Consider the following 13,857-nt stretch of genomic DNA (forward strand, 5'->3'; position numbering starts at 1 on the left):
CATTGCTTGATCGAACGCAACACGATCACGACGACGATGCCGACGTTGGCGCACCGCCGCTCGCTCCGGTCACCGATGCGCCGTCCGCATCGGACGCCGGAACCGCGAGGCGGGGCTGGAGCAGCCCTGTCGAACTGGTCAGGCGCGCCGGGCGCTATCTCGCCGCACTGACGTTTTCGAGCCTCACGCGCCGCATCGTCGTCCTCAACCTGATCGGCCTGTTCGCGATGCTGGCGGGCATCCTGTATCTGTCGCAGTTCCGCGCCGGACTGATCGACGCGCGCGCGCAGAGCTTGCTGGTGCAGGCCGAAATCATTGCGGGTGCAATCGCGGCCTCGGCCACCGTCGAGACCAACGCCATCACCGTCGATCCAGAACGGCTGCTCGATCTGAAGCCCGGCGAGACCTACGGCCCAAGCGATGAAATCCTCAGCAACATCGACTTCCCGATCAATCCCGAGCGCGTCGCGCCGGTGCTGCGGCGGCTGATCTCGCCGACCAAGACCCGCGCGCGGATTTACGATCGCGACGGCGTGCTCACCCTCGACAGCCGTAATCTTTACGGCCGCGGCGATGTGATGCGCTTCGAACTGGCGCCGCCCAACGCCGAAAAGCCGGGCTTCGCCGAAAGAACCATGATCGCGATCCGCACCTGGCTCAATCGCGGCGACCTGCCACCGTATCGCGAACTGGGACCGGAGAACGGCAACGGCTATCAGGAAGTCCAGCAGGCGCTGGACGGCCGCAAGGCCAGCATGGTGCGGATCAACGACCGCGGCGAAGTCATCGTGTCGGTGTCGGTGCCGGTGCAGCGTTTCCGCGCGGTCCACGGCGCGCTGATGCTGTCGACCCAGGGCGACGACATCGACCAGATGGTGACCGCCGAGCGGCTCGCGATCCTCAAGGTGTTCGGCATCGCGTCGGGCGTGATGATCCTGCTGTCGCTGCTGCTCGCAAGCACCATCGCCGGCCCGATGCGCCGCCTCGCCGACAGCGCCGAGCGGGTCCGCCGCCGCACCAAGACCCGCGTGGAAATTCCGGACTTCTCGTCGCGCGGCGACGAGATCGGCCATCTGTCGCGCGCGCTGCGTGACATGACCGGCGCGCTCTACAACCGCATCGAAGGCATCGAGCGCTTCGCCGCCGACGTCGCGCATGAACTGAAGAACCCGCTGACGTCGATGCGCTCCGCCGTCGAGACGCTGCCGCTGGCGCGATCCGACGACAGCCGTTCGCGGCTACTGGCCGTCATCGAACACGACGTGCGCAGGCTCGATCGGCTGATCTCCGATATTTCCGATGCCAGCCGCCTCGACGCCGAGTTGCAGCGGCAGGACATGGAGCCGGTGGACGTGCGCCGCCTGCTCAACACGCTGGTCTCGGTCGCCAACGAAACCCAGCACGGCACCGACGTTACGGTGGAGGTCCGGTTCGAGGGCCGCCCGAACGATACGTTCTCGGTGCCCGGACATGACTCGCGGCTCGGTCAGGTGATTGCGAATCTCCTGAGCAACGCGCAGTCGTTCTCACATCCGGGCAGCAAGGTGCGCATCGTCTGCCGCCGCCTGAAATCCGAGATCGAAATCGTGATCGACGATGACGGCGCCGGCATCCGGCCCGGCGCGCTCGAGAAAATTTTCGAGCGCTTTTACACCGATCGTCCGGCGCAGGGCTTCGGACAGAACTCCGGCCTCGGACTGTCGATCTCCAAGCAGATTGTCGAGGCCCATGGCGGACGCATCTGGGCGGAAAATCGTCCCGGTCCGATCGACGCCGAAGGCGACGCGCGCATCGCCGGCGCGCGCTTCACGGTCCGGCTGCCCGCCATATGAGCACAGGCGGTGACGCAAGCATCCATGCCTCGGCGGTGCTGGTCGGCGATCGGGGCATCCTGATTCGCGGCCCCTCGGGGTCCGGAAAATCCCGGCTGGCGTTCGATCTGATCCTCGCGGGGGGTGCAGGACAGATCCCGGCTGTAACCCTGATCGGCGATGACCGCGTTCGCCTGACGGTCGCCAATGGCAGGCTCGTCGTGCAGGGCGTGCCTGAACTGGCCGGAATGATCGAAATCCGCGGGCTCGGGATCAGGACCATCAGCCACGCCGCCGAAGCCTCCGTGGCGGTGGTGATCGACCTCGATGCCGCCGACGCGGAGCGCCTTCCGCCGCCGCAAACCCTGAAAACACAGGTTTCGGGGCTGGAAATCCCGCGAATCCCGGTCGGCCGGGGGTATGCCGCCCTGCCCCTGGTTTTGGCCTTCCTTACGACAGTTTAAGGTTTCAAAAGCGAACCCGCGACCTTCTGCTGATTGCTGGACGGCACCTGCTCGCCATATAAGCCGTACCTTCGTCACTGATGACGGCCAGCGCGGACACCTTTTTTAAGAGGGTACGCGGCAAGATCCCCCCTTGCGCCGGGGCTCTGGATGGTCAACATGTGGCCCTTTCGTGCGGTGCATCAAAAGCGCCCGCGAGGAGTTTTGGATGATTGGTCTAGTACTGGTGACCCACGGGCGTCTTGCCGACGAGTTCAAGGCTGCGCTTGAGCACGTGATGGGTCCACAAAAACAAATCGAGTCGATCACGATTGGCGCCGAAGACGATGCCGATCTGTGTCGCAGCGATATCATTGAAGCCGTCAAGCGCGTGGACAGCGGTGACGGCGTAGCGATTCTCACCGACATGTTCGGCGGGACGCCGTCGAACCTTGCGATCTCCTGTATGAGCCGCCCGAAGGTCGAAGTGCTGGCCGGCATCAACCTGCCGATGCTGGTCAAGCTCGCCAAGGTCCGCGACGACAAACCGTTGCCCGACGCGATCGCCGCCGCTCAGGAAGCCGGCCGCAAGTATGTGACGATCGCCAGTCGGGTCCTCGCCGGCAAATGAGCACCGCGCCGGAGCAGCAGTCTTCGTCCGCCGGCGTTATCGTCCGAGAACTTCCCATCATCAACAAGCGCGGCCTTCACGCACGCGCCTCCGCGAAATTCGTGCAGACGGCAGAGAAGTTCGACGCCGAACTTACCGTCACGCGCAACGGCGAGAGCGTCGGCGGCACCTCAATCATGGGATTGATGATGCTCTCCGCCGGGATCGGCACCACGATCAGCGTGGCCGCCAGCGGCCGTGAAGCGCAGGCCGCGATGGACGCCATCACCGAACTGCTCGCCAACAAGTTCGGCGAAGAAGAAGCGGGCTGATCTCTCTCAACCGAAGATGCCGCCGCCGTCATCCTGAGGCGCGAGCCCTTGCGAGCCTCGAAGGACGACGGCGCATGACAGCTTTCGATTTCTTGCACGCCATCCTTCGAGGCTCGCGCTACCGCGCTCGCACCTCAGGATGACGTAGTTTACTTCTCGTCGTCCGGCCGCGCCGGTCCCACGATCCAGATTTTCCACTTCACCGCAGGTCCCGCTTTGCCGTGGAAGTAGCGCCGTGAGGTGAGATCGACGCGCTCCGCGTTCGGCGCGTTCTCGGCCATCCACGCCTCGCACTTGTGCAGTTCGAGATCCTTGGTGTCGCAGATGCCGATGAACCCGGACTGCTTCGCCGCATCGAGACTGGTCAGGCCCGAGGCCCAGACTTCGCGCGGTGTGAGCGGCGCCGGATGATCGGGACTGTAGAACGTCAGCGGCTCGCCGACCTCGGTGGTGCCCGCGACCACGGCCCAGCGCGTGTTGAAGCGCGCGCGCCACGCTTCCGTCAGTTGCAGCGCGAACTCGGACTTCGGTGCGAACGGCACGCCGGCCTCACCGTCACGCCGCACGGTCTGTGCCGCGATGATCGGCGAGATCAGCAGCATGACCAGCGTGAACGCGAGCCACATGAGCAGCAGACGAATCAGCGCCATCTGCGTCACGCGCAGCGTGGGCAACGCGACCAGCGCCAGTGGCACCAGGAAGAACAGCGAGATGCCCCAGTCGGTTTTCATGTAGATGCCGAACACCACAGCGGCGAGCGGCGGCACCAGGCCGACGATGATCTGGATGACCCAGATGTTGCGCGCCTGGGTGAGGTACACGCCGGGATTGGGACCGCGCACCCACGGGCGCTTCGCCGACGCGATGAACTCGCGGACCAGCCCCCTCCTCCGCAACGACTTCCACCACTGCAGCTTCCACGCCAGCGCGATGCAGGCGAAGGCCACGGGAATCAGCAGCAGTCCAATATTGTGCGCGAGATAAATCCACGCCAGCCTAAGCGTGGCGCCGAGCGTCCGCCCGCCATAGACATCGTCGGCATAGATCAGCGGCAGAAAATCCGCCTGCTTCAGCCACCACAGATGCGGCAGCATGCCGGCAAAGCATGCGGCGAAAGCCACCCACGGCGCGGGCGAGCGCAGAAAGCGCATCCGGTCCGGATGAATCAGCGCTGCAAGGCCCGCAGCGCCGATCATGGTCAGCACCCAGTATTTCGTCATCAGCGCCAGCGCCGCGGCAAGGCCAAGCCAGATGCCCGAGCGCACGCTACGTTTCTCGAAAGCGTTGAGATAGGCCAGCACGAACAGCGGCAGCGTCACGAGCTGCAGGAGATCGGGATTGTACTTGAAGCCCTTGAAGGTGAAGATCGGATAGAGCGCCAGCATCGCCACCGAAAACATCGCGCGGCGGTGATCGACCACGCGCACCGCGATCAGCCAGCAGATCACCAGGCCAAAACCTGTGACCGTCATCGCCAGCGCATAGGTCGCCCAGTCGGTAACCGGAAAGATCCGGAACCAGACGCCCGCGATCCAGCCCGCGAGCGGCGGATGCTTGCCGTAGCCAAGAAGAAATTTCTGACCCCACGCATAAGCCTCGGCGACATCCATATGGACGTCCTGCGCGCTCTTCAGCGCGGTGAGGATGATGGTCCACAGCAGCGCATGCGCCACCGCGAAGCCGATCACGAATCTGAGGCTGGTGCCGGGATCGTGCGCGACTGCGGCGACCCACGCCGCCACGCGGCGGGTGACGGGCACATGGCGCAGGCGCGCCTTTTGCCGGGACCGCAATCCGGTGCGCGGGCCGGGATTTTTTCCGGTTCTGCGTCCTGTCTCGGTCGATGAAGCGTCGGACATTGCGGTCAACCTGTGTCGGAAACTCGGTGTACGCCGTCACCCTGAGGTGCCGAAGCGAAGCGGAGGCCTCGAAGGGCGACGGCGCATCACGCCCGCCATCCTTCGAGGCTCGCAAGAACTCGCACCTCAGGATGACGGTTCCGAACCTGCCCGTCTCTTCAAGCCAATGGCCTCATGCTCTAACAGCGCCAAACGATCGCGGGCAACAGGAAATCCGCGCCAAACGGCGCTAAGTCCACGCCTGCACGCCCAATTTTGTTGCCGCTTTGCAGCGCGGGTGCTATCCCGCGCCCATGACAACCACCCCTATTTCCAACGTCCGCAACTTCTCCATCGTCGCCCATATCGACCATGGCAAGTCCACCCTCGCCGACCGGCTGATCCAGACCACCGGCGGACTGGAGGCGCGCGAGATGAAGGAGCAGGTGCTCGATTCGATGGACATCGAGCGCGAGCGCGGCATCACCATCAAGGCGCAGACCGTCCGCCTCAATTACAAGGCGAAGGACGGCAAGACCTACATCTTCAACCTGATGGACACGCCCGGCCACGTCGATTTCGCCTACGAGGTCTCGCGCTCGCTGGCCGCGTGCGAAGGCGCGCTGCTGGTGGTGGATGCGTCACAGGGCGTGGAAGCGCAGACGCTCGCCAACGTCTATCACGCGCTCGACGCAGGCCTCGAAATCGTGCCGGTGCTCAACAAGGTTGATCTTCCGGCCGCCGAGCCCGAACAGGTGCGCCAGCAGATCGAGGACGTGATCGGCATCGACGCCTCCGAAGCAGTGATGATCTCGGCCAAAACCGGACTCGGCATTCCCGACGTGCTGGAAGCCATCGTCACCCGCCTGCCGCCGCCGAAGGGCGACCGCGACGCGACACTGAAGGCGCTGCTGGTCGATAGCTGGTACGACGTCTATCTCGGCGTCGTTGTTCTGATCCGCGTCGTCGACGGCGTAATGAAGAAGGGCCAGCGCATCCGCATGATGGGCACGGGCGCTGCTTACGACGTCGAACGCGTCGGATTTTTTACTCCCAAGATGACGCAGGTGGACGAACTCGGCCCCGGCGAAATCGGCTTCATCACCGCCGCGATCAAGGAAGTCGCTGATACGCGCGTCGGCGATACCATCACCGACGACCGCAAGCCGGTCACCGAAATGCTGCCGGGCTTCAAGCCGGCCGTCCCTGTCGTCTTCTGCGGCCTGTTCCCGGTCGATGCCGACGACTTCGAGACGCTGCGCGCCGCCATGGGCAAGCTGCGGCTGAACGACGCAAGCTTCTCGTTCGAAATGGAAACCTCCGCCGCGCTGGGCTTCGGCTTCCGCTGCGGCTTCCTCGGCCTGCTGCATCTGGAAATCATTCAGGAGCGCCTGTCGCGCGAGTTCAATCTCAACCTGATCGCGACCGCCCCGTCGGTGATCTACAAGATGCACCTCAACGACGGACAGGAGATCGAGATTCACAATCCGATCGACATGCCGGACGTGGTGAAGATCGCCGAGATTCACGAGCCGTGGATCGAAGCCACGATCCTGACCCCGGACGAGTATCTCGGCAGCGTGCTGAAGCTGTGTCAGGAGCGGCGCGGCAACCAGAAGGAGCTGACCTACGTCGGCGCCCGCGCCATGGTGAAATACGAACTGCCGCTTAACGAGGTGGTGTTCGATTTCTACGACCGCCTCAAGTCGGTCTCGAAGGGCTACGCCTCGTTCGATTACCACCTGACCGACTACAAGCCGGCGGATCTGGTCAAGATGCAGATTCTCGTCAACAGCGAGCCGGTGGACGCATTGTCGATGCTGGTGCATCGCACCCGCGCCGAAGGCCGCGGCCGCGCCATGGTCGAGAAGATGAAGGAATTGATCCCGCCGCACATGTTCGTGATTCCGATCCAGGCGGCGATCGGCGGCAAGGTGATCGCGCGCGAAACCGTCCGCGCGCTGCGCAAGGACGTCACCGCGAAGTGCTACGGCGGCGACATCAGCCGCAAGCGCAAACTTCTGGAGAAGCAGAAGGAAGGCAAGAAGAAGATGCGGCAGTTCGGCAAGGTCGACATCCCGCAGGAAGCTTTCATTGCCGCGCTGAAGGTGGATAGCTGAGGGCTACAAACTCGCGTTCAAACATGATGAATGCGATTTTCATGAAAAAATGCGGAGCTTGGCTAGTTGTCAAAGATTCCCACGGAAATCGGTGGAATAAAGCGTGCGCAACCACGTCGCCGCATGACCAAGCAACAAGCACTTCGACATCTCATCCATTCGGCAGTTCGAATGACAGCCGCCCGCGAAGATCCCTTTGCAATTCATTTAGTCGTGCAATCGGCTGACAAGCTATTAATCGATTTGTCTAAGAAACTTCGCAAACCCCTTACGCTCGAATGGTCCGAAAGCATCAAGGAGGAATATCGTCGGCCGCTTATGACTGTGTTTAGGGAAACTTATAACTTTCTGAAACATGCAGACACCGATCATACTGAAACGTTACACGTTGGAGCTATCGCCGAGAGCAATATTCTCCAACTCGGAGTCGCTTGTGCCAACTACCACTCATTGTTTGACGGGTGGACTGACCACATGAGACTTCTTTTTAATTTTGCAAAAATTGTCGCGCCAAATAGTTTCGTAATGAAAACCGATCGCCCGGTATTTGATGCTGCCTTTCCCAAACTCGCGGATATGAAATTTCAGGATTTGTTTAATCTTGATATTTGGAATGAAACGATTGTCCTTGCGCAATTTCCAAATCTCAAGAGAGAGCGTTACGAGGACTTGCAGGATAACGAAGACCTGTTCGGTTCAACGTTCCGTCAGCTCTCAGCGCGTGATAAAAAATAATATCTTGACTGGCCCGCTTATTGATTATATTCCTATTCCCTCCCGCGCTCATGACGCGGAGGGATGAACGCCGCAGCCGCTACCCCATACTTCAGGGCGCGGCTGGTGGAGCGCCGGGAGGCGCAGCGTCCGCGCGGTGGGCTTCGCAACCCCATCGATGTCGTGGCGCGCGCGCCTCGCGAGACGGACTCGCAACCCGTTCTCGTTGCGGCACGCGGACGAACCTCTCGCCAAGGTTCGTCATGAGGGGTCTCGCAAACTCGTTTTGCAGACTCCTGGCGCCTCCCGGCGCTCCATTTCTTCTTGAAGGGGAAATGAAAACGGGACCGGGCCGTCCGCGCCCTCGGTGAAGCGGATGCAGACCCGCGCCGAAATAGGCCCACCTTCGAAAATCCTGACGCGTCTGCTCGCCTCATCTCAACACTGCCAGCAATCACTGACCTTCCGCGCCGTTTCACCGCAGCTTTCAGCTTCGTTCTTGCAATTCATTCGCATTTGCATAAATTCGGACAGATTGTTTGCGGCCAAGCCGCGCGGACGCATCACAACAGGAGAGACACATCATGCTGGCATCGTATCGCTTCGCGCTCAGTGCGGCCGTGGCGCTTGGGCTCATCTCAGGCGCAGCGCTCGCCGCGGGCGACATGTCGAAGCAGACGCCGGTTGAAGTGACGATCGATCTCGGCTCACCCGGCAAGCACGAATTCACGCCGAACAAGCTGCGCTTCGAGACCGGAAAACTTTACAAGCTGGTGCTGCGCAATGCGAGCAACGATCCGCACTACTTCACCTCGCATGGCTTCTCGCAAATGATCTGGACGCGCAAGGTACAGGTGACGCAGAGCCGCGACGGCAAGACGATCACGCTTGCGGAGTTCAAGGGCGCAATTCGCGAGGTCGAAGTTTATCCGGGACAATCCGCCGAATGGTGGTTCGTGCCGGTCGCGGCTGGCCGCGTCAACGATCTGCGTTGCGGCATCACTGCGAGCGACGGCAGAAGCCATGCCGATCACGGCATGACGGGCGAAATCGTCATTGAATGATTCGAACCGAAACGAACACATTGAGGGTAACGCACAACCTGCACTTGTCTCCGGTGCGCCGCACGCATAACGTGCGTTTGTCCTATTCAATCATCGGAGACAATGATGGCAACGTCCTACAAATTTGAAATCTACAAAGACAAGTCCGGCGAATTCCGTTTCCGCTTCCGCGCGCCGAACGGCGAGAAGATGTTCGCCTCGGAAGGCTATTCCAGCAAGGCGTCCGCCAAGAGCACCATCAAGTCGGTCATCAAGAATGTCGGCAAGGCCGAGATCGATGACGTCTCCAAGGCCGTGAAGGCCGCACCAAAAGCCAAAAAGGCGAAAAAGGCGAAGTCCAAAAAGAAGAAGTGATGTCTGCGGCCCGGCCGCAAAAGCAAAACCCCGGTTCAAAGCCGGGGTTTTTGTTTTGTGGCGGACATCGGGTCGGCGGCGTTACGCCACGCGAGCTTCGCTCGCGTTGCGCTGCGCCTGCAGCAGCGCGGTGATCTCGGCATTCGGCCGCGCGCGGCTGAACAGGAAACCTTGTCCTTCATGGCAGCCTTCGGCGCGCAGGCAGCTCAGTTCGGCTTCGGTTTCGACGCCTTCCGCCGTGATGGTGACGCCGAGACCGATGCCGAGCGAGATGATCGAGCGCATGATCGCCTGCCCGTCTTGATTGGAATCGAGATCCTGCACAAACGAGCGGTCGATCTTGATCTTGTCGAATGGAAAGCTGCGCAGATAGCTCAGCGACGAGTATCCAGTACCGAAATCGTCCATCGAAATCCGCACGCCAAGCGCGCGCAGCGCATGCAGCGTCGCCAGCACCTGATCGCTCTTGTCCAGCAGCACGGTTTCGGTGATTTCCAGTTCGAGCCGTTTCGGCGACAGGCCGGATGTCTTCAGCGCGTCCATCACCACCGACAACAGATTGCCGACGCGGAATTGCAGCGGCGACAGGTTGACCGCAACACGCACGTCGTCAGGCCATTGCGCGGCGTCCATACAGGCACGCCGCAGCATCAATCCGCCGACCGCGTTGATCAGGCCGGTTTCTTCCGCGACCGGGATGAATTCCGATGGCGGAATCATGCCGCGTTCGTTGTCCGGCCAGCGCACCAGCGCCTCGAATCCGGTGATCGATCCGCTCTTGAGGTCGACCAGCGGCTGATAATGCGGCTGAAGCACGTTGTTCTCGATGGCGGCGCGCAGATCGATCTCGATGCGGCGGCGCGCCTGCGCGCGGGCGTCCATTTCCGACTCGAAGAAGCCGAACGTGCCGTGGCCCTCGCTTTTGGCGCGCGACAGCGCCATGTCGGCGTTCTTGAGCAGCTTCTCGGCGTCGTCGCCGTCGCCGGGCGCGATTGCAATGCCGATGCAGGCGCCGCTGATGATGGTGTGGCCGTCGAGCAGATAGGGTTCGCTGATGGCGTCGATCAGGCGCCGCGCGAGGAACGCCACTTCCTCAGGGCGGCTCACACCGGCCTGAACGATGGCGAATTCGTCGGAGCCGAGGCGCGCGATGGCGTCCTCCTCGCGCAGTGACGAGCGCAGGCGTTTGGTCACACCCTTCAGCAGCTTGTCGCCGATGGCATGGCCCAGCGTATCGTTGATGCCCTTGAAGTTGTCGAGATCGAGAAACAGCACCGCGACCTTGTCACCGCTGCGGCGCGTGTGTGCCAGCAATTCGTCCAGCCGCTGGCGCAACAGGATGCGGTTCGGCAGTCCGGTCAGGCCGTCGTGCTGCGCCATGAAGGCGAGCCGCGCCTCGGCGCGCTTGCGCTCGGTGATGTCCATCAGCGCCAGCAGCATCGCCGGCTGGCCATCGAAGACCAGAAGGCGCGAGTAGATCGCGACGTCGATCAGCGAGCCGTCGGCCTTGACGTGCTTCCAGGTTCGCGCCGCGCGCTCCTCGGTGGTCTGGTCGCCGGTCCATGGCGCGGCCTGATCGAAGGCCTGCACGTCCGAGATTCTCAGCTTCTCGAAGTCTTCCCGCGAGTAGCCGTAATGCGCGATCGCCGCGTCGTTGACGCTGATGATGCGCTCGGTGTCCTGGGAGCAGACGATCATCGGCACCGGATTGCCGTCGAACAGCAAACGGAACGAGGCTTCGCGCTGTTTCAGCTCGGTAATGTCGACGCGCAGTCCGATCACACCGCCGTCGCCGGTGAGACGTTCCTCGATCAGGATGCAGCGGCCGTCGGACAGCGTCTGCTCGTGGCGGTGACCGGGATGATAGAGCTTTTCGAGCCGCTCGGTGATCCACTCGTCTTCGCGGCCGACGGCTTCGGGATAATCGCCTCGCGCAACGCCGACCTTCAGCGTATCGCGCAGCATCGCGCCTTCCTCGAAAAGGTCGGCGCTCTTGCTGTAGATCTCGGCGTATTTCTTGTTCCAGAGAATGTAGCGGCCATCGGCGTCGAGAAACACGATGCCCTGCGGCAGGATATCGATCGCTTCGCGCAGGCGCTCATTGGATCGCGCAGCATCCGCGATCGCCGCTTCGGCTTCCGCGCGCGTGCGCACGATCTCGCCGATTTCGGAAATCTTGCGGCCCTTGCTCAACAGCTTCGGCACGGCTTTTGGCCGGCGAACCGACAACCTACCCCGAGTATGTGCTGACTTTCCGGTCCTGGTTTTTGATTTTGGCCGATTGATCGGCATTTCCTCGCACCCTCGCATTCTGCGGGCAGCAGTCTTGCTATAAGTGTCTGAAAAAATGGTATCTCTCGGCGCCGGCCTCAGCCTTCGGCCGGAATTGATGCATACCGGGGAAACAAAAATGCTCAATTGCAAGGCTTTGCCGGGATCGGATTATCGGCTTGCAGCACCAGATGCCGCCATTTGCTACCGGGTTACCGCGGCCATCGCACGCTGAACGCTCAACAATGCGTCCGGAAACGGCGTTCCGCACCAATTTGCGTCACTCTCCGGCATGGCTAACATCGTGTTAAGGATCGCGCCGTCTCGTCGCCGGTGCGGCCTTCCGCTATAAGAGGCGCCATGAAGCGACACCGTCTGATTCTCGCGCTCGCCCTGATGTCAGCCGTCGTGTCGATGGCAAGTCCGGCATCAGCGCAGGACAAGGGAAGCGTCAGTCCCAAGCCGCTTCCGCCGCTCGCCAATCCCAACGATCCCAATGTCGCCGCCAAGGAGTTGTTCGGCCGCAAGCCGCTGCCCGCAAAACTCGCGCCGCAGCCGATCGGCTTTTACGCCAAAGGGTGCATTGCGGGCGCTGTCGCATTGCCGATCAACGGACCAGCGTGGCAGGTGATGCGGCTGTCGCGCAATCGCAACTGGGGACATCCGGATCTGATTGCTTTGCTGGAACGAGTCGCCACCAAGGCTCAGAAGACGGCAGGCTGGCCGGGACTTCTCGTCGGCGACATGTCGCAACCGCGCGGCGGGCCGATGCTGACCGGCCATGCCAGTCATCAGATTGGCCTCGACGCCGACATCTGGCTGACGCCGATGCCTAACCGGCAGCTTTCGCGCGAGGAACGCGAGGAAACTTCCGCGGTGATGATGGTGCGTAAGGATCGTCTCGATATCGATCCAGCCACGTGGACGCCGACGCATCTTCCGGTGATCCGCGCCGCCGCGCAGGAGCCGCAGGTGGAGCGCATCTTCGTCAACGCCGCGATCAAGAAGGCATTGTGCCGGGAAGCGAACGGCAACCGGAGCTGGCTGTCGAAAGTGCGACCGATGTACGGACACGATTACCATTTCCACATTCGCATGAAATGTCCGCCGGGCAGCAGCAACTGCGAGGCGCAGACGCCGCCGAACGACGGCGAAGGCTGCAGCACGGGTGACCTCGCCTACTGGTTCAGCGACGCGGTGCTGCATCCCAAGCCGCCGGTGAAGCCGCCCAAGCCGAAGCCTCCGATGACGCTTGCAAATCTGCCCGCCGAATGCCGGCAGGTTCTGCTGGCGCCTTAGCGTCTCAGAAAGCCGATTCCAGGACTTTACGCCAAAGCCACGCCTGATATGGTCGCGGCCAACGATGCTCCGTCATGCTGCGCGCTGTCGGGGTTGCCGGAACGGCGCTTCCGCTTGTCGTCATGAACAATCCAGGTTGACGAACACGTGCACCTCGCGCGCGGTATGGAGCGCCCCATGACTTTTATGCCCCGTTTTTTCGTGCTGACCGCGCTTGTGTGCGCGCCGCTGTTTGCGCACGCGCAGGACGCAAAACCTGCAGGCGCGCCGCCTGTGGCCGTGCAGAACAAGGCCCTCACGGTCTTTGCAGCAGCTTCCATGAAGAACGCGCTCGACGAAGCCAATGCTGCCTACACCGCCAAGACTGGCATCAAAGCGGTCTCAAGTTACGCCGCCAGTTCGGCGCTCGCCAAGCAGCTCGAACAGGGCGCGCCCGCTGACATCTTCATCTCCGCCGACACCGACTGGATGGACTATTCCGCCGGAAAGAAGACCATCAGCGATCCGTCGCGGGTCAATCTGCTCGGCAACACGATCGTGCTGATCGCGCCGAAAGATTCCAAGATCGCGAACGTCCTGATCGGACCGGGCTTCGATCTCGCCAAGCTCGCGGGCGACGGCAGGATTGCAACCGGGGACGTCAAGGCCGTGCCGGTCGGCAAATACGCCAAGGCGGCGCTGGAAAAGCTCGGTGCGTGGCAGACGGCGGAGCCGAAATTCGCCATGGCCGAGAGCGTGCGCGCTGCGCTTGCACTGGTGTCGCGCGGCGAGGCCGCGCTTGGCATCGTCTATGAGACCGACGCCAAGGTCGATTCCGGCGTGAAGATCGTCGGCGCCTTCCCTGCGGATTCGCATCCTGCGATCATCTATCCGGTCGCAGCGACAACGAACGCGAAAGCCGACGCTAACGGCTATCTCGCATTTCTACGTTCGGCGGCCGCCAAAGCAATCTTCGAGAAGTACGGCTTCACATTCCTGATCAAGCCTATCTCCTAAGGCCG

At 62.1% G+C, this 13,857-nt stretch carries 11 protein-coding genes and 1 pseudogene; 10 read left to right on the top strand and 2 right to left on the bottom strand.

Annotated features, from left to right (window positions below):
* The first annotated feature begins 2 nt into the window (after positions 1-2).
* The 4 genes from HNQ36_RS15230 to HNQ36_RS15245 all read left to right on the top strand — a co-directional run bounded on the left by HNQ36_RS15230 (position 3) and on the right by HNQ36_RS15245 (position 3,196).
* On the top strand, positions 3-1,832 hold the full coding sequence (locus HNQ36_RS15230; protein WP_184086466.1) for a sensor histidine kinase: 1,830 nt from the start codon (positions 3-5) through the stop codon (positions 1,830-1,832).
* A complete protein-coding gene (locus HNQ36_RS15235) occupies positions 1,829-2,275 on the top strand; it encodes an HPr kinase/phosphorylase (protein ID WP_184086468.1) in 447 nt (148 codons plus the stop codon). The genes HNQ36_RS15230 and HNQ36_RS15235 overlap by 4 nt, the downstream gene beginning before the upstream one ends.
* A gap of 208 nt (positions 2,276-2,483) precedes the next feature.
* Positions 2,484-2,885, top strand: a complete 402-nt coding sequence (locus tag HNQ36_RS15240) for a PTS sugar transporter subunit IIA (RefSeq protein ID WP_006022367.1) — start codon at positions 2,484-2,486, stop codon at positions 2,883-2,885.
* Complete coding sequence (locus HNQ36_RS15245; protein ID WP_184086470.1) at positions 2,882-3,196, top strand: HPr family phosphocarrier protein; 315 nt, start codon at positions 2,882-2,884, stop codon at positions 3,194-3,196. Before HNQ36_RS15240 ends, HNQ36_RS15245 begins: the two co-directional genes overlap by 4 nt.
* Before the next feature lie 149 nt (positions 3,197-3,345).
* On the opposite strand, the gene HNQ36_RS15250 is transcribed toward HNQ36_RS15245, so the two are convergent.
* Complete coding sequence (locus tag HNQ36_RS15250) at positions 3,346-5,055, bottom strand: glycosyltransferase family 39 protein (RefSeq protein ID WP_184086472.1); 1,710 nt, start codon at positions 5,053-5,055, stop codon at positions 3,346-3,348.
* A 293-nt stretch (positions 5,056-5,348) separates the two neighbouring features.
* Here HNQ36_RS15250 and lepA point away from each other — a divergent pair, with 293 nt between their 5' ends.
* From lepA to HNQ36_RS15270, 4 genes and pseudogenes are all read left to right on the top strand, one after another.
* Positions 5,349-7,154 (top strand): translation elongation factor 4, encoded by a 1,806-nt coding sequence (lepA, locus tag HNQ36_RS15255; RefSeq protein ID WP_184086474.1) that lies wholly within the window; start codon positions 5,349-5,351, stop codon positions 7,152-7,154.
* A 66-nt stretch (positions 7,155-7,220) separates the two neighbouring features.
* Entirely contained in the window at positions 7,221-7,889 is a 669-nt protein-coding gene (locus tag HNQ36_RS15260; RefSeq protein WP_184086476.1) for a hypothetical protein, read from the top strand.
* 563 nt (positions 7,890-8,452) lie between these two features.
* Complete coding sequence (locus HNQ36_RS15265; protein WP_184086478.1) at positions 8,453-8,932, top strand: cupredoxin domain-containing protein; 480 nt, start codon at positions 8,453-8,455, stop codon at positions 8,930-8,932.
* Positions 8,933-9,037: 105 nt separating this feature from the next.
* Positions 9,038-9,226: pseudogene (locus HNQ36_RS15270) on the top strand (YegP family protein); the annotation flags it as partial.
* Positions 9,227-9,367: 141 nt separating this feature from the next.
* Here the strand turns inward: HNQ36_RS15270 and HNQ36_RS15275 are convergent.
* The gene (locus tag HNQ36_RS15275; RefSeq protein ID WP_184086482.1) at positions 9,368-11,578 is read right to left on the bottom strand and encodes a sensor domain-containing protein; all 2,211 of its coding nucleotides are present in this window, start codon (positions 11,576-11,578) and stop codon (positions 9,368-9,370) included.
* A 339-nt stretch (positions 11,579-11,917) separates the two neighbouring features.
* Here HNQ36_RS15275 and mepA point away from each other — a divergent pair, with 339 nt between their 5' ends.
* The gene (mepA, locus tag HNQ36_RS15280) at positions 11,918-12,856 is read left to right on the top strand and encodes a penicillin-insensitive murein endopeptidase (RefSeq protein WP_184086484.1); all 939 of its coding nucleotides are present in this window, start codon (positions 11,918-11,920) and stop codon (positions 12,854-12,856) included.
* A 177-nt stretch (positions 12,857-13,033) separates the two neighbouring features.
* Entirely contained in the window at positions 13,034-13,852 is an 819-nt protein-coding gene (modA, locus tag HNQ36_RS15285) for a molybdate ABC transporter substrate-binding protein (protein WP_184086486.1), read from the top strand.
* The last annotated feature ends 5 nt before the right edge of the window (positions 13,853-13,857 follow it).

This window comes from Afipia massiliensis, from assembly GCF_014203115.1.
Lineage (GTDB): Bacteria > Pseudomonadota > Alphaproteobacteria > Rhizobiales > Xanthobacteraceae > Afipia > Afipia massiliensis.

Excerpts from the sequence above, each read along its gene's own strand:
- HNQ36_RS15250 (WP_184086472.1), bottom strand. The coding sequence starts at position 5,055 with ATGTCCGACGCTTCATCGACCGAGACAGGACGCAGAACCGGAAAAAAT.
- HNQ36_RS15235 (WP_184086468.1), top strand. The coding sequence starts at position 1,829 with ATGAGCACAGGCGGTGACGCAAGCATCCATGCCTCGGCGGTGCTGGTC.
- HNQ36_RS15275 (WP_184086482.1), bottom strand. The coding sequence starts at position 11,578 with ATGCCGATCAATCGGCCAAAATCAAAAACCAGGACCGGAAAGTCAGCA.
- HNQ36_RS15240 (WP_006022367.1), top strand. The coding sequence starts at position 2,484 with ATGATTGGTCTAGTACTGGTGACCCACGGGCGTCTTGCCGACGAGTTC.
- mepA (WP_184086484.1), top strand. The coding sequence starts at position 11,918 with ATGAAGCGACACCGTCTGATTCTCGCGCTCGCCCTGATGTCAGCCGTC.
- lepA (WP_184086474.1), top strand. The coding sequence starts at position 5,349 with ATGACAACCACCCCTATTTCCAACGTCCGCAACTTCTCCATCGTCGCC.
- HNQ36_RS15265 (WP_184086478.1), top strand. The coding sequence starts at position 8,453 with ATGCTGGCATCGTATCGCTTCGCGCTCAGTGCGGCCGTGGCGCTTGGG.
- HNQ36_RS15245 (WP_184086470.1), top strand. The coding sequence starts at position 2,882 with ATGAGCACCGCGCCGGAGCAGCAGTCTTCGTCCGCCGGCGTTATCGTC.
- modA (WP_184086486.1), top strand. The coding sequence starts at position 13,034 with ATGACTTTTATGCCCCGTTTTTTCGTGCTGACCGCGCTTGTGTGCGCG.